A 17,149-nucleotide genomic window follows, 5' to 3' on the forward strand; every position below is an offset into this window, starting at 1 on the left:
GCGGCCCCGCCGCCTAATGTGACGCCTCATAACATGACGGCAAAGGCAGGCCAGATGAGCAAACCCTTCGATGGCGCGATCACCCGGTTCTACAAGGAAGATGCGCCCGAAAGCGTGCGAAAGGCGATCAAATCCGCCAAGAAGGACACGATCCTCGACCCCGGCTACCCTTATCCCGAACGGATGGACAAGAAGGAGTACGAGGGTCAACTCGCCGCGCTTCAGATCGAGCTGGTGAAATTCCACGCCTGGGTGCGCGACACGGGCGAACGCATTGCCGTGGTCTTCGAAGGGCGCGACGCCGCCGGCAAGGGCGGGTCCATCAAGCGCGTGCGCGAAAACCTCAACCCGCGGGTGGCCGGCGTCGTGGCCTTGCAGAAACCGACCGAGCGCGAGGCCAGCCAATGGTACTTCCAGCGCTACGTGCACCACCTGCCCGCCGCCGGCGAGATCCGGCTCTTCGACCGCAGCTGGTACAATCGCGGCGTGGTCGAGCATGTCTTCGGCTTCTGCGCGCCCGAGCAGCGGCAGGCCTTTTTCCGCCAATTGCCCGATTTCGAGCATATGCTGGTGCGCGACGGCGTACGCCTGACGAAACTCTGGCTGAACGTGGGCCGCGCCGAGCAACTCCGCCGGTTCCTCGACCGCGAGAATGACCCGCTGAAACAGTGGAAACTCAGCTGGATCGATGTCGAAGGCCTCAAGAAATGGGATGCCTATTCGGACGCGATCGGCGAAACGCTGGCGCTTGGCCACACGGCCCATGCGCCCTGGACGGTGATCCGCGCCGATGACAAGCGCCGCGCGCGGCTGGCCGTGATCCGGGCGATCCTGTCGGGCATGGATTATCCGGGCAAGGATGACGCGCTGGTCGGCAAGCCCGACCCCATGATCTGCGGCGGCCCCGAGATGTGGGCCGATCACTCCGCGCCGAACGGCGACTGAGCGCATGTCAAAACGCGGCTATCACCACGGCAACCTCAAGCAGGCGCTGGTCGACGCGGCCCTGCGCCTGATCGAAGAAAAAGGCCCGACCGGCTTCACCCTGTCGGAGGCGGCGAAGAATGCCGGCGTGACGCCCGCCGCGGTCTACCGTCATTTCGAGGGGCGCGAGGACCTGATCGCGGAATGCGCGCGGCAGGGGCACGCGATCTTCTCGGACCTGATGGAACATGCGTTCAACGGCGGCCAACCCTCCGCGCTTGCGGCCTTCGAGGCGACGGGGCGCGCCTATCTCGCCTTCGCGCGGCGCTACCCGGGCCACTACATGGCCATGTTCGAAAGCGGCACCTCGGCCAACGCGACGCCCGAACTGGCGGCGGCCGCCAGCCGCTCGCGCGCAGTCCTCGAACGCGCGGCCGAGGCCTTGAGCGAGCAGCTGCCGGTTGAAAAACGCCCGCCGCCGACGATGTTCTCCTCCCATATCTGGGCGATGAGCCACGGCGTGGTGGAACTCTTCGCGCGCGGACGGCCCGGGGCAAACACCCCCTTCCCGCCCGAGGACCTGCTGGAAGCGGGGATCGGAATCTACCTGCGCGGTCTCGGCCTGATCCCGCCCGACCGCTGAATCCAATGGGATTCGTCGCGCTAACGCGCGCCGACCCGTGCGAGGGGGCTGTCTGCCCCCTCGCGCTCCCCCGAGCATATTTCCCCGGATAAAGAAACAAGCACGATCCCGCCCCGATCTTTATCCTTCAAATATGCACCGGCGCGAAGCGTCAAGGCGCGGGCGATCGCCTCCGCAGGAGGCGTGAGGCCGCTCCTCCACCGGGCGACGGCGAAGCCGGCGCAATCCCTGCGCAGGCCTACTCGGCGGCCTCTGCCAAGGGCGCCCCGCCCGCGCGAAGAAGCGCAAGCAGATCTTCCCGTTGCCGCGCCGCCTTCTCGGCATTGGCCTCTTTCACCGGGCCGAAGCCACGGATCTGCAAGGGCAGGTCGGCCAGCGCCACGAGGGCATCCATCGTCTCGGACCGCGCCTCGGGGATGAAGGCCGCCATGTCGCGCTCGTATTGCTTGATCAGGCGGCGCTCCATCCGGCGCTCTGCGCTGTAGCCGAAGAGGTCCAGCGGCGTGCCGCGCAAGCGCTTCATTCTCGCAAGCAGCGGATAGGCCGACTCGATCCATGGGCCGAAGGCCCGTTTCTTCGGGCGGCCATTGGCGTCCGTCCCGGGGATCAGCGGCGGGGCAAGGTGGTATTTCAGCGTGAACTCGCCCTCGAATTCCTCCCGCGCCTTTTCCGCCGTCTGCAAATGCAGCCGCGCCACCTCGTATTCATCCTTGTAGGACAGGAGCTTGTGGTAGCCCTTCGCAACAGCCTCCTTGAGGCGCGGATCGTCGATCCCGTCGACCATCTTGCGGTAGCGTTTCGCAAGCCGCGGCCCCTGGTAGTCGGTCAGATGCGCCTCGCGGAATGCGATTTTCTCGTCGAGGGATTTCGGCAGCTCGATCACGTCCGACCGCGTCAGCCGCTCGGCGGCATCGGGGTTCACAACCGCCCACCGCCCCATCTCGAAGGCCTGGAGGTTCGTCTGAACGGCGGCGCCGTTCAGCTCGATGGCCGCGCGGATCGCGTCGTGGCTGAGCGGCACAAGGCCCATCTGCCACGCCGCGCCGAAGGTCATCATGTTGGAATAGATCGAGTCGCCCAAAAGCGCCTTGGCCAGGTCCGTCGCATCGAAAAGCGCGAGGCGATCCTGCAACCGTGCGCCGATCGCCGTTTTCAGGTCCTCTCCGGGGATGCGGAACTCGGGGTCTCGGGTGAAGGCGCCGGTGATGATCTCGTGGCTGTTCACGGCGGCGCCGGTCTGGCCCGTGCGCATGGCCGACAATGTCTTGGCGCCCCCGGTCACCACCAGGTCGCCGCCGATCACGGCATGGGCCTCGCCCGCGCCGATGCGGATGGCGCTGATATCCTCGCGGCGGTTCGCAAGCCGCAGGTGGATCCAGACGGCACCCCCCTTCTGCGCAAGGCCTGCCATCTCGATCATGCCGGCCCCCTTGCCGTCGATCTGGGCGGCCTGCGCCATGACGGCCCCGATGGTGACGACGCCCGTGCCGCCCACGCCGGTGACCAGCACGTTATGGGTGCCGTCAATGGCAGGCAGCGTCGGGTCCGGCAGGCCCGACAGATCGACCTCGGCCGTTGCCTGCTTGCGGATCTTGCCGCCCTCGACCGTGACGAAGCTGGGGCAGAAGCCCTTGAGGCAGGAAAAATCCTTGTTGCAACTCGACTGGTCGATGGCGCGCTTGCGGCCAAGCTCGGTCTCCACCGGCACGATCGAGACGCAGTTCGACTGCACCCCGCAATCGCCGCAGCCCTCGCAGACATCGGTGTTGATGAAGACGCGGCGATCCGGGTCGGGGAAGGTGCCGCGTTTGCGGCGGCGGCGCTTCTCGGCGGCGCAGGTCTGGACGTAGATGATGACCGAGACGCCCTTCAGCGTCTGGTATTTCTCCTGCACGGTCATCAGGTCGTCGCGTTCGTGCCGCTCGCACCCCTTGGGGAAGAGCGAGAAATCGATCTCTTCCTTCGGGTCATAGATCAGCGCGATGTGCTCGACACCCATCGCCTGCACTTCATGCGCGATGCGGGCCGGGTCGAGATCGCCCTCGTTATGCTGCCCGCCCGTCATGGCAACAGCATCGTTGAAGAGGACCTTGTAGGTGATGTTGGTCCCCGCCGCGACAGCCGCGCGAATGGCGAGGATGCCCGAGTGGTTGTAGGTGCCCTCGCCGAGGTTCTGGAACACGTGATCGCGGGTCGAGAACGGCGCCTCTCCCACCCAGTTCACGCCTTCGCCGCCCATATGGGTATAGGCCTCGGTGTTGCGGTCCATCCATTTGACCATGAAGTGACAGCCGATGCCGGCCCCGCCGCGCGCATCCTCGGGCACGCGGGTCGAGGTATTGTGCGGACAGCCCGAGCAGAACCACGGTGTGCGCTGCGCAAGGTCAGGCGTGTTGGAGGCGCGCATCGCCTCCTCGACCTTGGACATGCCGGCGCGGATGCGGTCGGTCTCGCGCCCCTCCTCGATCAGGATATGACCGAGTTTCAACGCGATATCGCCGGGGTCGAGCGCAAAGTGGGTGGGAAAGAGTACCTCTCCATCCCCGCCCTTCCGGTAGCCATAGACGCGGCGGCCGCGGCGGTCGTCGAAGATCGCCTCCTTGACCTGCACCTCGATCAACTTGCGCTTTTCCTCGACCACAACGATCAGGTCGAGGCCTTCGGCCCAATCGCGCAGCGATTTCATGTCCATCGGCCAGGTCTGCCCCACCTTGTAGGTCGTGATGCCAAGGCGTTTGGCCTCCTGCGCATCGATCCCCAGGGCGGACAGCGCCGACATCAGGTCGAGCCAGTTCTTGCCCGCCGCCACAAGGCCGATCTTTGCCCCCGGCTTGCCCCAGACCCGCTTGTCGATGCCATTTGCGCGGGCAAAGGCCTCGGCGGCATAGCGTTTGTGCGCGACGAGCCGTTCTTCCTGCGGAACCCAGTGGTCGCCGAGGCGGATGTTCACCCCGCCCTCTGGCATGTCGAACTCGGGCAGGACAAAGGACATCCGGTCGGGGCGGCCATCGATCACCGCCGTAGCCTCGACCGTGTCCTTCATGGTCTTGAGGCCAACCCAGACACCGGCAAACCGCGACAGCGCGTAGCCGTAATGCCCGAAATCGAGGATCTCCTGCACGCCCGCCGGCGACAGGACGGGCATATGCGCATCGACCAGCGCCCAGTCGGACTGGTGGCAGGTGGTCGAGGATTCGCCGGTGTGATCGTCCCCCATCGCCATCAGAACGCCACCATGCGGCGAGGTGCCTGCCATATTGACGTGGCGCATGACATCGCCCGACCGGTCCACGCCCGGCCCCTTGCCATACCAAAGGCCGAAGACGCCGTCGTATTTCCCCTCGCCGCGCAGCTCGGCGGTCTGGCTGCCCCACAAAGCGGTCGCGGCCAGATCCTCGTTCAGACCGGGCTGAAATACGATGTCGGCGTCCGTCAGCTGTTTGCCTGCGCGCATCATCTGCAAGTCGACCGCCCCGAGGGGCGATCCGCGATAGCCGGTGACAAGACCAGCCGTGTTCAGCCCCGCGGCACGGTCCCGCGCCTTTTGTGCCAGCATCAGGCGCACCAGCGCCTGCGTGCCGTTCAGAAGGACGGGTGATTTCGTTAGGTCGAACCGGTCCGAAAGGGAAACCTGTTGCAAACCCATGGGGCACCTCCCTTGCCAGCTGGGGCTTTCGCGATAAATGCATTATAGGTCAAAAATGCTGACCTGAAAACCATTTTCATGCGGTCTGCACTCAATGGTGTACAAAAGACGACTGAATTTTGGGCAAAGGCGCTTTTGCCTTTGAACGCGCTTTCAGTCCCGCATATCTGGTATGCGCAAATGTAATGCCGAGGATTTGAAACGTGGATTGGGACAAGCTGCGCATCTTTCACGCCGTTGCCGACGCGGGCAGCCTGACTCATGCGGGTGACACCCTGCACCTGAGCCAATCCGCAGTCAGCCGACAGATTCGCGCGCTGGAAGAAGGGCTGAACACGACGCTCTTTCACCGCCACGCACGGGGTCTGATCCTGACGGAACAGGGCGAACTCCTGTTCGACGCGACGCGCCACATGACGAAAAGGCTGGAGGCCGCCGCCGCCCGAATCCGCGACAGCGAGGAAGAGGTCTTCGGCGAATTGCGGGTGACCACCACGATCGGATTCGGGTCGCTCTGGCTCGCCCCGCGCCTGCCCGCGCTTTACGAGAAGTATCCGGACCTGAAAATCGACCTGATGCTGGAAGAGCGCGTGCTGGACCTGCCCATGCGCGAGGCCGATGTGGCGATCCGCATGAAAGAGCCGAGCCAGGCCGACCTGATCCGCCGCAAGCTGATGGCGATCAACATGCGCCTCTACGCGTCGCCGCGGTATCTGGAACAACACGGCACACCGCAATCGCTGGAAGATCTGAGCGAACACCGCCTGATCAGCCAGAACGCGAATTCCGCGCAGGTATCGTCGGGCGCGGTGCTGGTGCGTGAACTGATGAGCTACGACGTCGGTAGCCATCTGACCGTGAACAACTATTTCGGGGTGTTGCAGGGGGTAATCCACGACCTCGGCATCGGGGTTTTGCCCGACTACCTCACGCAGGATTTCCCCGAGATCGTGCGCGTCCTGCCGGACGTGGAGTCGAACGAAGTGCCCGTTTTCCTCGCCTATCCCGAGGAGTTGCGCCACTCCAAACGGATCGAGGCGTTCCGGGAATTCGTCACCGAAGAGGTGATCGCGCATCGCCGTCGGCTGAAGGAGGCCGCTGCCGGGGAACCCGCCTGAGTGCAACCCCGCACAGGCCGAGCCCTCTACCCTTGGCTGTGTGCTATGCGCCACATTCATACCCGGATTGCGGCGGCGCGGCACGAAACGGCTTGATCGATTCCAATGTGCTGACTATTTCAGCATCAATGGAGCGGCGCAGGCAACTGCCCCTTCATTACCTCCCTGTTGGACTTTGGCCGAGATTCGTCTCGGCCTTTTTTTTGGCGTCTGGTCAGATACGGGGATGCGCATGACCGCCCAGCACATCGTTTCGGTAGTGGAAACAAACCCGTCTGATTTCGAGGATTGGTTGGGTCTTCATGGGCTGTTGAGCGATAGCTTCGCCTATATGAACGGTCGAATCGACCCGCCCTCGTCCCTCCTGCGGCTGACGCCTGACGGGTTGGAACAGAAAAGCCGGACCGAAGACCTGTATTTGATCCGCGATGGCGGGGCGCCGGTGGCCTGCGCGTTCGGCACGATCGCAGGTGAATGCTACTACCTCGGGAAACTCGCCGTTGCCGCGTCGCAGCGAGGTCAGGGCCTCGCGCGCGAGATCATCGAGGCTGCGGCGCAGACAGCACGCAAACGCGGGCTGAGGCGACTCGAGCTGCAGACGCGGGTCGAGTTGCGCGAAAATCACCGGACATTCCGCCGCCTCGGCTTCACCTTGGTCGGCGCCAGCGCGCACACGGGGTATGACCATGCCACGTCCCTGACCTTTCGGCGCAGGGTTTAGGCAATGCAGACCCTTTCCCCTGCGCGCGCCCTGCCCTAAAGACAGGCCAACCGGAGGGGACAGATGACCGAGCCTGCCATCACGCAAGAATTGATCGAGGCCCATGGCCTCAAACCCGATGAATACGAGCGTCTGCTCGAGATCATGGGGCGCGAGCCGACATTCACCGAGTTGGGCATCTTCTCGGCCATGTGGAACGAACACTGTTCCTACAAAAGCTCGAAGAAATGGCTGCGCACCCTGCCCACGGACGGCCCGCAGGTGATCTGCGGCCCAGGTGAGAATGCGGGCATCGTGGATATCGGCGACGGTCAGGCCGTGGTCTTCAAGATGGAGAGCCACAACCACCCCTCCTATATCGAACCCTACCAGGGGGCTGCGACGGGCGTGGGTGGTATCCTGCGCGATGTCTTCACCATGGGCGCACGCCCCATCGCGGCGATGAACGCGCTGAGTTTCGGCGAAAAGGACCACCCCAAGACGCGCCAACTGGTGCATGGCGTGGTCGAAGGGATCGGCGGCTACGGCAACTGCTTCGGCGTGCCGACCATCGGCGGCGAGACCCGGTTTCACGCCGCCTATAACGGCAACTGCCTCGTGAACGCCTTTGCCGCCGGCTTGGTCGATGCCGACAAGATCTATTACTCCGAGGCCTCGGGCGTCGGCATGCCGGTGGTCTATCTTGGCGCCAAGACGGGTCGCGACGGCGTTGGCGGGGCCACCATGGCCTCGGCCGAGTTCGACGACACGATCGAGGAAAAGCGCCCCACGGTGCAGGTGGGCGACCCCTTCACCGAGAAGCGCCTGATGGAAGCCACGCTGGAGCTGATGGCGACCGGCGCCGTGATCTCGATCCAGGACATGGGGGCCGCGGGGCTGACCTGTTCGGCGGTCGAAATGGGCGACAAGGGCGGTCTTGGCGTGCAGCTGCGCCTTGATGACGTGCCGCAGCGCGAAGAGAACATGACCGCCTACGAGATGATGCTGTCGGAGTCCCAAGAACGGATGCTGATGGTGCTCCACCCCGAGAAGGAGGCCGCGGCGCGCGCGGTTTTCGAGAAATGGGACCTCGATTTCGCGATCGTGGGCGAAACCATTGCCGAAGACCGTTTCGTCATAATCCACGGTAACGAGGTCAAGGCCGACGTGCCTTTGTCGAAACTCTCGTCCGAAGCGCCGGAATATGACCGCCCCTGGGTGCCGACCGAGCCCGCGACAGAGCTGGAGCCTGTCCCCGAAGTCGATGCCATCGATGCGCTGAAGATTTTGCTTGGCAGCCCGAATTATTGCTCGCGGTCCTGGATCTACCAGCAATATGACCACATGGTCATGGCCGACACCGTCGTGGCGCCGGGCCTTGGCGCGGGGGTCGTGCGCGTGCATGGCACCGAAAAGGCGCTCGCCTTCACCTCGGACGTGACGCCGCGCTACGTCAGGGCCAACCCCGAAGAGGGCGGCAAGCAGGCCGTGGCCGAGGCCTACCGCAACCTCTGCGCCGTGGGGGCAAAGCCGCTGGCCACCACCGACAACCTGAATTTCGGCAACCCCGAAAAGCCCGAGATCATGGGCCAGTTCGTCGGCGCGATCAAAGGCATCGGCGCGGCCTGTTCGGCGCTCGACATGCCCATCGTGTCGGGCAATGTCAGCCTCTATAACGAAACGGACGGGCAAGGCATCCTGCCGACCCCGACCATCGGCGCCGTCGGTTTGCTGACGTCCCTCGACGAGTTGATCGCGGGCACCGCGCGGGACGGGCATCTGGCGCTTCTCGTGGGGGAGACCGAGGGCCATCTGGGTCAATCCGCCCTGCTCTACGAGGTGTTCAACCGCGAAGACGGCGACGCGCCCCATGTCGATCTAACCGCCGAGCGGCGCAACGGCGAATTCATCCGCGAAAACCGCGAGTGGATCAACGCATGCACCGACCTCAGCGACGGGGGCCTTGCGCTGGCCGCGGTGGAAATGGCCATTGCTGGCGAGGTGGGCGTGACGCTCGATGCGGCGGACACGGCCACGCTCTTTGGCGAGGACCAGGGGCGCTACCTGATCGCATGCAGCTTCGACAAGGCCGAAGCCTTGATGGTGGCCGCCGGACGGGCGGGCGTGACGATCCAGACGGTTGGCAAGTTCACCGGCGATACGGTCCGCATCGGCGGGTCCGATGCGCCGCTGGACGAGTTGCGCACGATCTGGGCCGAGGCCTTCGCCGGCCATTTCGCCTGACGCTTGGATCGGTGGAAAGGGGCGCGCGCACGGCTTGCGTGTGCCATTCCACGTGCTTACATTTTTCTCAACGACACGTCCGGGGGAACGACTGACATGGCGATCACCGCCCATGAAATCGAAACGATGATCCGTGAACAATTTCCGGATGCGAAAATCACCGTGCATGGCGACGATGGCCAGCATTTCGCGGCGCAGGTGATCGACGAAAGCTTCCGCGGCATGAACCGGGTGCAACAGCAACGCGCCGTCTATGCCGCGCTCAAGGGCAAGATGGACGGCAGCCAGGGGGAGTTGCACGCGCTGGCCCTGACCACGAAAGCCCCGGAATGAGGTCTCTATCGCATGGATGCGCGACTGCTCGCCGCGATAATCCTGTCCCCCTTCATCATCGTGTTTTTCTACGCGGTGTTTCACGAATTGAGGCGCTACAGGTCTGAGGGCCGATCGCAATATGGCCTGACCTTCAACGAGGAAACAGGAACGAGCCATGTGGGAACGCTCGCCGAAGACGAAAGCGGCTTCGATCCCGAAACCTTCGATCCCAACGACTACAACGACCCAGACATCGCCTCTAGCGACCCAAGCCCACCAACCGACGCAGAACAGGACCCAACCATGACAGACGATGCACAAACCCGGATCAAGGACACCGTGACCGCGAATGACGTTGTCCTGTTCATGAAGGGCAGCAAGGAAATGCCGCAATGCGGGTTCTCCAGCCGCGTGGCGGGCGTGCTGAACTACATGGGCGTGACCTACCAGGACGTGAACGTACTGGCCGACGAGGACATCCGCCAGGGCATCAAGGATTATTCCGACTGGCCCACCATTCCGCAGCTCTACGTGAAGGGCGAATTCGTCGGCGGCTGCGATATCGTGACCGAGATGACGCTGTCGGGCGAACTGGACCAGCTGTTCGACGACAAGGGCGTCAGCTACGACAAGGACGCCGCCGAGAAAATCCGCGAAGCCAACGCCTGATCGCGCGATGCTGCTCTGGGGTCTTCTCGCGCTTCTGGTGCCGGCCCTGGCCTACATGACTGTGACACGACCGGCCGCCCTCTACCTGGGGGCGGCTTCTTTCTGGCTGGTGTTCGGGTTGGGCGTGAAGGCCTTTGCCACGCAACTGTCGCATGGGGCGCTTGGCGAGGATGGCATGTTCCAGGACATCTACTACGTCGTGACCGACCGCCGCCCTCTGATCATCGCAGCTGTGATGGGCGGGTTCGGCGCCGCGATCTGGGCCGCGACGGCGATTTTTCAGGCCAACGCCCGCACCCTCGCGTGGCTGTTCGGCGCCAGCTACGCGGGCGTCCTCGTCTTTCTCTACGGTGCGCCGCTTCTGTTGACCGATCTCGGCCCACCGCGCCTTGACCTCGAGGCGACGGCGGCCTCGCGGATCTCAGTGCTGATGGGGTATGCCGGGGCGACGCTCTTTGCCTTGGGCGTCGGCGGGTCGATCCTGTCGCTCCGCCCCCGCAGCCGCTAACCCTTTTTCTTCGTCGCGCCCGACCGGACGTGTTTCGACAGCCGCGAGGGCGTCGATTTCTTGCGGTCCTTGTAGGGGTTCTGATCCGCCTGGCTCCGCATCCAGAGGCGAATGGGCGTGCCGGGCATGTCGAAATCCTCGCGGAGGCCGTTGATCAGGTAGCGCGAATAGCTTTCCGGCAGCTTGTCGGGATGCGAGCACATCACGACAAAGCCCGGGGGCCGCGTCTTGGCCTGGGTCATGTAGCGCAGCTTGATCCGCTTACCGCCGGGGGCGGGCGGCGGGTGCGCCTCGGTCATGGCGGTCAGCCAACGGTTCAGGCGCGCGGTCGAAACGCGGCGGTTCCACGTGTCATAGGCCTTGAGGATCGCGGCATTGAGCCGGTCCAGCCCCCGGCCCGTCTTGGCCGAGACGGTGACCAGCGGCGCACCCTTGAGCTGCGGCAGCAGACGCTCGAACCCCGCACGCAGGTCGCGCAGTTTTTCCTGCTTCTCCTCTTCGAGGTCCCACTTGTTCACTGCAACCACGACAGCGCGGCCTTCGCGCTCGGCCAGATCGGCGATGCGCAGGTCCTGCGTCTCGAAGGGGATCGCGGCATCGAGCAGCACGACGACCACCTCGGCGAATTTCACGGCGCGCAGCCCGTCCGCGACGGAAAGCTTTTCAAGCTTTTCCTGCACCTTGGCCTTCTTGCGCATGCCGGCGGTGTCGAAGATGCGCATATGCGTGCCGTCCCATTGGAAGGGAACGGCGATGGAGTCGCGGGTGATCCCGGCCTCGGGACCCGTCAGAAGGCGGTCCTCGCCGATGATGCGATTGATGAGGGTGGACTTGCCCGCGTTGGGGCGGCCCACGACGGCGATCTGAAGCGGGCGCTTGGCCGTGATCGGGCGCGGGCCGTCGCCCTCCCCGTCATCGTCCTCGACATCGATGTCGGTCTCGGCCTCTTCCGCGCGTTCCTCGGCCGCCTCGACCATCGGGGCAAGCCGGGTGGCCAATTCGGCCAGCCCCTCGCCATGCTCGGCCGACAGGGCCAGCGGCTCGCCCAGCCCCAGTTCCCAGGCCTCGATCAGGCCGGCTTCGGCGGCGCGGCCCTCGGCCTTGTTGGCGGCCAGGATCACCGGCTTGCCCGAGCGGCGCAGGATATCCGCAAAGAGCGTGTCGTTCGGCGTGATCCCGGCGCGGGCGTCGATCAGGAACAGGCAGGCATCGGCCATCTCGACCGCGCGCTCGGACAGGCGGCGCATCCGGCCCTGAAGGCTGTCGTCAGTCGCATCCTCGAGCCCTGCCGTGTCGATCACGGTAAAGCGCAGATCGCCAAGCCGCGCAGCACCTTCGCGCAGGTCACGGGTCACGCCGGGCTGGTCATCGACAAGCGCAAGGCGCTTGCCCACGAGGCGGTTGAACAGGGTCGACTTGCCCACATTGGGCCGACCGACGATGGCGAGGGTGAAGCTCATGACGCTCTCTCGAATATCCGAAGGGGCGCGTTTATCGGAAAGCGCGCGCCTTGGAAATCCCCTACCCGCGCAGCCTACCCTTTGCCAAGCCGCCTGAGCGTCGTTTCGATCGCATTGGCAAATGCGCTGCGGTCGGATTTTGAAAAAGGCTTGGGGCCGCCCATGGTCATCCCCTCCAGCCCGCCGCGCAGATCGGCCATCAGGTCGCGCGTGGCCAGTTTCGAGCCGATATTGCGGGCATCGAGCGCCTCGCCCCTTGGCGTCAGCACCAGCGCCCCCGCCTCGATCGCGCGCGCGGCCAGCGGGATATCGGCGGTGATGACCAGCGCACCGGGCGCGGCGGCCTCGGCGATCAGGTCGTCCGCCGCGTCGAAGGCCTCCCCCGCCATGGTCATGGAAATCAGCGGATGATCGGGGTGACGCAGGTATTGCGCCGCGAACAGACGCACCGGCAGCTTGTGGCGATAGGCGGCGGCATAGATCTCTTCCTTCACCGGGCAGGCATCGGCATCGACGAGGATCTGGGCAGTCATGACGGGAAGAACCCTTCCATGAAGGGGACGTCGACCCGCGCACCAGAGCGTTCGGTCAGGGTCAGTGTCCCGCCGGTGATCGAAAGCGCCGCGATCTCGACCCAGCCGGGCGGGCGCGGCAGCGACAGCATCGCGTGGCGGATGACATGGCGCGACCCGAGCGACAGGGTCGTGGGCACCCCAAGCGCGGTCAGCCGGTTCTCGGCCATCGCGGCCCGCAGGCCCATGGTGCCGTTTGCGATCCCGTCCTCGATCCCGATCACACCCGTATGGCGCCCGTTCCACGGCGCGAAATCGCGCCCGCCGTTGGAGATCCAGAGCATCGTGACGGGCAGAACCCGGGCCTCCTTGATGACGATGAGCATGTCGTCCTCGGCCTGCCGGATCAGAGCGGTCCATCCCAGTTTTGCCCCCCGCGCCTCGACGAGGATGGCGAAATCCTCGACCCGGTGACGCGCCGGGTAATGGTGCAGGTCCCACTGGCTGCCATCCTCGCAATCGAGGTGAAGATCGCCCCGCAACTGGTTCAGGGACCACAGGTTATGGCCGGGATATTGCGCGACTGGATCGGTGAGAGCGGCGCGTTTCGGAGAAAACGACAGTCGCCCGCCCTCTGCCATGCGGCTCATCGGGTGATGGGCCAGCGTCACCTCGCCCGCGCCGCCCTCGACCACGTGGGTTTGCAGTAAGGCCGACTCGACCAGTTGCACGCGCTTGGTGATCTCGGCGCTCCGCGGCCGGGCCTTGAGGCGCAGGGTCGCATGAGCCACGTCGTGGTCCAGCACATCCCATTCGGAATTGGCGGTCAGACCGTGGGGTGGATCGCCCGCGACATCATCCTTGCCAAAGGGCAGGCAGAAAAAGTCGCCAGCAAGACGACGGTTCACAAGGGGCAAGCTTTCATCGCCCTGAACCTCGGGGTCATCACGCCAGGACGCCGCATGGAGCGGACGGCGCGCGCCCACCTGCCACGACGGAATATTGCCGACCGACGGGTCGATCAGCGCCGTCGCATCGGCATGGGCCAGCCGGATCATGCGGGCGCGGCGGCCTTCTTCAGCGCGGCGGCCAGAATGGACGCGTCGGACCCGACCCCGAGGAAGGTCACGCCCCATTCCACCATCTGTGCCTCGGCGTCATCGCCGAACACGATGATACCGGGGGATTTTCCGGCGTCCCGGATCACGCCGATCCCGCGTTGGATCTCGGCCCAAAGCTCGGGCGCATCCAGCGCGTCGCGATAGCCCATGTCGGCGCCAAGGTCGGCAGGTCCGATGAACACGCCGTCGACACCATCGACGGCGGCTATCCCTTCCAGATCGGCCATGGCCGCACGGCTCTCCGCCTGCACAAGGATGCAGATTTCGTCATTCGCGCTGGCGGCATAATCGGGGATGTTGCCATAGGCGCCGGCGCGCGCCACGGCGGCGCCCATCCCGCGCACCCCATCGGGCGGGTAACGGCAGGCGCGCACAACCGCCTCGGCCTCGGCCACCGAGTTCACCATCGGCACCAGGACGGTCTGCACGCCCAGGTCAAGCGCCTGTTTCAGGATCCAATCCTCGGCCACCGGCACGCGAAGAACGGCGTTGGTGCCCGTGTTTTCCAGCGCGATCAACTGGTTGCGGATGCCTGCGGGGTCCCACGGCCCGTGCTCGCCATCGATCAGGCACCAGTCGAAGCCGGCGCGTCCGGCGATTTCGGCCGTCAGCGGGCTGTCGAGATTCAGCCATAGACCGCGTTGCAACTGGCCCGCCGCAAGCGCGCCTTTCAAGTCGTTTCTGGGTGCCGGCATATGTCCCTCCCTGCCCGTTTCCTACAATGCGCCGCCCGTGACGTCGCGATACCAGGCCCGGATCGCGGCGCGCTCCTCGTCCTCGATGAAGGACAGGTTGCCGGGCGGCATGGCGTGGGTCACGCCCGCCTGCAGGTAGATGTCGCGGGCATGGGACGCGATCCGGGCCTCGCTGTCCAGCATGACGCCGCGCGGGGCCACAGCGATGCCGGGCCAAAAGACCTCCTCGGCGTGGCACATCGAACAGCGGCTGAGCACGATATCGGCGACCTGGGTGAAGCCGTCATGCGCGGCGAAGCGTTCAAAGGCGGGGTTCAAGGCGGCCTCGTCCTCCGCCTGATCGGCCAAGGGCAGAACCGACAGCCACACGATCACGGCAAAGATCGCCGCCGTCGCCCCCCAGGTCCACCAGCGATAGCCGCCGCGGGCATGCATCGTGTTGAAGAAATGCCGGATCGTCACGCCCATCAGGAACACCAGCGACGCGATCAGCCAGTTGAACTCGGACGCGAAGGCCAGCGGATAGTGATTTGACAACATGAGGAAAATCACCGGCAGCGTCAGGTAGTTGTTATGCGTGCTGCGCAGCTTCGCGATCTTGCCGTATTTCGGGTCCGGCGTGCGCCCGGCCTTGAGGTCGGCGACGACGATCTTCTGGTTCGGGATGATGATCATGGCCACGTTGGCCGTCATGATGGTCGCCGTGAAGGCCCCCAGATGCAGCAAGGCCGCCCGTCCCGAGAAAACCTGCGTGTACCCCCAGGCCATCGCCACCAGCAGCGCGAACAGCAAGAGCATCAGGATTGTCGGGCTGTCCCCGAGCTTCGATTTGCACAGCAGGTCATAGATGATCCAGCCGATGGTCAGCGACAGGGCCGAGATCAGGATCGCCTGCCATGGTGCAAGCTCCCTCACCGTCCAGTCGATGAGGTAAAGCTCGGCCCCGACCCAGTAGAGCAACACCAGCAGCGCAAAACCGGACAGCCATGTCCAGTAGCTCTCCCATTTGAACCAGGTCAGGTGCTCGGGCATCTGCGACGGGGCGACCATGTATTTCTGGATGTGGTAAAACCCGCCACCATGGACCTGCCATTCCTCGCCATCGGCGCCGCTGGCCGGTTTCGGATCCCGTCTCAGCCCCAGGTCGAGCGCGATGAAATAGAAACTCGACCCGATCCACGCGATCGCAGTGATGACATGCAGCCAGCGGACCGCGAATTCGGCCCAGTGCAGCAGGATGGTGGTGTCCATGACTGTCCCTTCGCCCCGCGCCTCGGGCACGGGTTTGTTCGTTTTGCAGGCATTTCGGACAAAAGCCGGGCGCTCCGCAAGGCCATGCGCGATGGAAACCGACAGCGCCCCTTGCCCTTTCCATGAAAACGGGCTTATTCGGCGGGCATCTGCTTCAATCGCGGGCACTTGACGCATCGGCGCGCGCCCGGGGCTTTTTCGCTCCGACGACGCGCCTGCGCTTGCCCCTTGCGCCAACCGGACCCGACATGACCAGCATCGAGAGCTTGAACCCCGACATCCCGCTTTTCGCCCGCACCGGGATCAACCTGGCCTCGGCGGGCCTTGGCGCACGGGCGATCTGGGCCACGAACCAGTTCTTCGCCCCGCTGGAGCGCATGTTGCAGGACAGCGACCCGGTCTTCATCGACGGCAAGTTCGACGATCACGGCAAGTGGATGGATGGCTGGGAAACGCAGCGCCGCCGTGACGGGGGCCATGACATGGCCATCGTCAAGCTGGCCGGTGCGGGACGGATCATCGGCTTTGACGTGGACACGAGCCATTTCACCGGCAACTACGCGCCCGCCTGCAAGGTCGAGGCCTGTTCCTTCAAGGGCGAGAGGCCGCCGGAAGACCAGCGTTGGGTGACGATCCTGCCGCACAAGCCGCTCGGCGCGTCGGCGCATCACTATTTCAAATGCGACAGTTTCGAAAGCTGGACCCATCTGCGCGTGCATATCTATCCCGATGGCGGCATCGCGCGGCTGCGGGTCTACGGCGTGCCGGAACTGGATCATGCCAATGCAAAAGGCGAGATCGACCTCGCCGCGGCCCTGAATGGCGGCCGCATCCTCGGGTTTTCCGACGCGCATTACGGCGATTACAACCGCCTGCTGGCGCCGGGGCGTGGCATCAACATGGGCGATGGCTGGGAAACGCGCCGCCGGCGCGAACCGGGTTATGACTGGATGATCATCGCGCTTGGCGCACGGGGCGAGGTTGAGAAATGCGTCATCGATACCGCGCATTTCAAAGGCAACTACCCCGACAGCGCCTCGATCCAGGCCGCCGATCTGCGCAATTTCGGTGATGGGCTGACCGACGCGCTGATCACCGACTCGATGTTCTGGAAAGATCTCTTGCCCCAGCAAAAGCTGAGCGCGGATGCCGAGCATGCCTTCCGGGACGAGTTGATCAAACTGGGCCCCGTAACCCATGTGCGGTTCAACATCTTCCCCGATGGCGGCGTGTCTCGCTTGCGCCTCTTTGGCACCACCGCCCCCTGAACGGGCGCAGTTTTCTGCAACCCTAGGGCGACTTATGGCCTGTTCCGGTCAGTTTTTCTGACCGAACCGGCGAAT

General features: G+C 64.7%; 15 protein-coding genes. 9 read left to right on the forward strand and 6 right to left on the reverse strand.

The features are described from left to right. Positions 1-54: 54 nt before the first annotated feature. Positions 55-945, forward strand: coding sequence for a polyphosphate kinase 2 (gene ppk2, locus KUV65_RS03035; protein ID WP_222187409.1), 891 nt, complete (start codon positions 55-57; stop codon positions 943-945). A 4-nt stretch (positions 946-949) separates the two neighbouring features. After that, positions 950-1,567 (forward strand): TetR/AcrR family transcriptional regulator, encoded by a 618-nt coding sequence (locus KUV65_RS03040; protein ID WP_222187411.1) that lies wholly within the window; start codon positions 950-952, stop codon positions 1,565-1,567. 238 nt (positions 1,568-1,805) lie between these two features. Here the strand turns inward: KUV65_RS03040 and KUV65_RS03045 are convergent, their stop codons facing one another. After that, positions 1,806-5,213 carry an indolepyruvate ferredoxin oxidoreductase family protein gene (locus KUV65_RS03045; protein ID WP_222187413.1) on the reverse strand — a complete coding sequence of 1,136 codons (3,408 nt, stop codon included), beginning with the start codon at positions 5,211-5,213 and terminating at the stop codon, positions 1,806-1,808. Positions 5,214-5,416: 203 nt separating this feature from the next. Here KUV65_RS03045 and KUV65_RS03050 point away from each other — a divergent pair, with 203 nt between their 5' ends. From KUV65_RS03050 to KUV65_RS03075, 6 genes are all read left to right on the forward strand, one after another. Continuing rightward, entirely contained in the window at positions 5,417-6,331 is a 915-nt protein-coding gene (locus tag KUV65_RS03050; RefSeq protein WP_222187415.1) for a LysR family transcriptional regulator, read from the forward strand. Between the two features lie 232 nt (positions 6,332-6,563). Next, a complete protein-coding gene (locus tag KUV65_RS03055) occupies positions 6,564-7,052 on the forward strand; it encodes a GNAT family N-acetyltransferase (RefSeq protein ID WP_222187417.1) in 489 nt (162 codons plus the stop codon). A gap of 63 nt (positions 7,053-7,115) precedes the next feature. Then, positions 7,116-9,275 (forward strand): phosphoribosylformylglycinamidine synthase subunit PurL, encoded by a 2,160-nt coding sequence (gene purL / locus KUV65_RS03060; RefSeq protein ID WP_222187419.1) that lies wholly within the window; start codon positions 7,116-7,118, stop codon positions 9,273-9,275. A 96-nt stretch (positions 9,276-9,371) separates the two neighbouring features. Next, positions 9,372-9,608, forward strand: a complete 237-nt coding sequence (locus KUV65_RS03065) for a BolA/IbaG family iron-sulfur metabolism protein (RefSeq protein ID WP_222187421.1) — start codon at positions 9,372-9,374, stop codon at positions 9,606-9,608. A 285-nt stretch (positions 9,609-9,893) separates the two neighbouring features. Then, on the forward strand, positions 9,894-10,259 hold the full coding sequence (grxD, locus tag KUV65_RS03070) for a Grx4 family monothiol glutaredoxin (protein WP_222189570.1): 366 nt from the start codon (positions 9,894-9,896) through the stop codon (positions 10,257-10,259). A 7-nt stretch (positions 10,260-10,266) separates the two neighbouring features. Beyond that, a complete protein-coding gene (locus tag KUV65_RS03075) occupies positions 10,267-10,767 on the forward strand; it encodes a hypothetical protein (protein WP_222187422.1) in 501 nt (166 codons plus the stop codon). On the opposite strand, the gene der is transcribed toward KUV65_RS03075, so the two are convergent. From der to KUV65_RS03100, 5 genes are all read right to left on the reverse strand, one after another. Beyond that, complete coding sequence (der, locus tag KUV65_RS03080) at positions 10,764-12,227, reverse strand: ribosome biogenesis GTPase Der (protein WP_222187423.1); 1,464 nt, start codon at positions 12,225-12,227, stop codon at positions 10,764-10,766. The two genes, KUV65_RS03075 and der, sit on opposite strands and share 4 nt — an antisense overlap. A 74-nt stretch (positions 12,228-12,301) precedes the next feature. Continuing rightward, on the reverse strand, positions 12,302-12,760 hold the full coding sequence (locus KUV65_RS03085) for a YaiI/YqxD family protein (protein ID WP_222187424.1): 459 nt from the start codon (positions 12,758-12,760) through the stop codon (positions 12,302-12,304). Further along, positions 12,757-13,797, reverse strand: a complete 1,041-nt coding sequence (locus tag KUV65_RS03090) for a hypothetical protein (protein ID WP_222187425.1) — start codon at positions 13,795-13,797, stop codon at positions 12,757-12,759. The genes KUV65_RS03085 and KUV65_RS03090 overlap by 4 nt, the downstream gene beginning before the upstream one ends. Next, entirely contained in the window at positions 13,794-14,555 is a 762-nt protein-coding gene (locus tag KUV65_RS03095; protein ID WP_222187426.1) for an HpcH/HpaI aldolase family protein, read from the reverse strand. Before KUV65_RS03095 ends, KUV65_RS03090 begins: the two co-directional genes overlap by 4 nt. Before the next feature lie 21 nt (positions 14,556-14,576). Continuing rightward, positions 14,577-15,806: a urate hydroxylase PuuD gene (locus tag KUV65_RS03100; RefSeq protein ID WP_222187427.1), complete on the reverse strand. Its 1,230-nt coding sequence runs from the start codon at positions 15,804-15,806 to the stop codon at positions 14,577-14,579. Between the two features lie 248 nt (positions 15,807-16,054). Here KUV65_RS03100 and alc point away from each other — a divergent pair, with 248 nt between their 5' ends. Beyond that, the gene (gene alc / locus KUV65_RS03105; RefSeq protein ID WP_222187428.1) at positions 16,055-17,074 is read left to right on the forward strand and encodes an allantoicase; all 1,020 of its coding nucleotides are present in this window, start codon (positions 16,055-16,057) and stop codon (positions 17,072-17,074) included. Positions 17,075-17,149: the final 75 nt, after the last annotated feature.

Source organism: Maritalea mobilis (assembly GCF_019800885.1).
GTDB lineage: Bacteria > Pseudomonadota > Alphaproteobacteria > Rhodobacterales > Rhodobacteraceae > Roseibacterium > Roseibacterium beibuensis.

Coding starts and splice junctions, on each gene's coding strand:
- KUV65_RS03085 (WP_222187424.1), bottom strand. CDS start 12,760: ATGACTGCCCAGATCCTCGTCGATGCCGATGCCTGCCCGGTGAAGGAA.
- KUV65_RS03040 (WP_222187411.1), top strand. CDS start 950: ATGTCAAAACGCGGCTATCACCACGGCAACCTCAAGCAGGCGCTGGTC.
- KUV65_RS03065 (WP_222187421.1), top strand. CDS start 9,372: ATGGCGATCACCGCCCATGAAATCGAAACGATGATCCGTGAACAATTT.
- alc (WP_222187428.1), top strand. CDS start 16,055: ATGACCAGCATCGAGAGCTTGAACCCCGACATCCCGCTTTTCGCCCGC.
- KUV65_RS03100 (WP_222187427.1), bottom strand. CDS start 15,806: ATGGACACCACCATCCTGCTGCACTGGGCCGAATTCGCGGTCCGCTGG.
- der (WP_222187423.1), bottom strand. CDS start 12,227: ATGAGCTTCACCCTCGCCATCGTCGGTCGGCCCAATGTGGGCAAGTCG.
- KUV65_RS03045 (WP_222187413.1), bottom strand. CDS start 5,213: ATGGGTTTGCAACAGGTTTCCCTTTCGGACCGGTTCGACCTAACGAAA.
- ppk2 (WP_222187409.1), top strand. CDS start 55: ATGAGCAAACCCTTCGATGGCGCGATCACCCGGTTCTACAAGGAAGAT.
- KUV65_RS03075 (WP_222187422.1), top strand. CDS start 10,267: ATGCTGCTCTGGGGTCTTCTCGCGCTTCTGGTGCCGGCCCTGGCCTAC.
- KUV65_RS03095 (WP_222187426.1), bottom strand. CDS start 14,555: ATGCCGGCACCCAGAAACGACTTGAAAGGCGCGCTTGCGGCGGGCCAG.
- grxD (WP_222189570.1), top strand. CDS start 9,894: ATGACAGACGATGCACAAACCCGGATCAAGGACACCGTGACCGCGAAT.
- purL (WP_222187419.1), top strand. CDS start 7,116: ATGACCGAGCCTGCCATCACGCAAGAATTGATCGAGGCCCATGGCCTC.
- KUV65_RS03055 (WP_222187417.1), top strand. CDS start 6,564: ATGACCGCCCAGCACATCGTTTCGGTAGTGGAAACAAACCCGTCTGAT.
- KUV65_RS03090 (WP_222187425.1), bottom strand. CDS start 13,797: ATGATCCGGCTGGCCCATGCCGATGCGACGGCGCTGATCGACCCGTCG.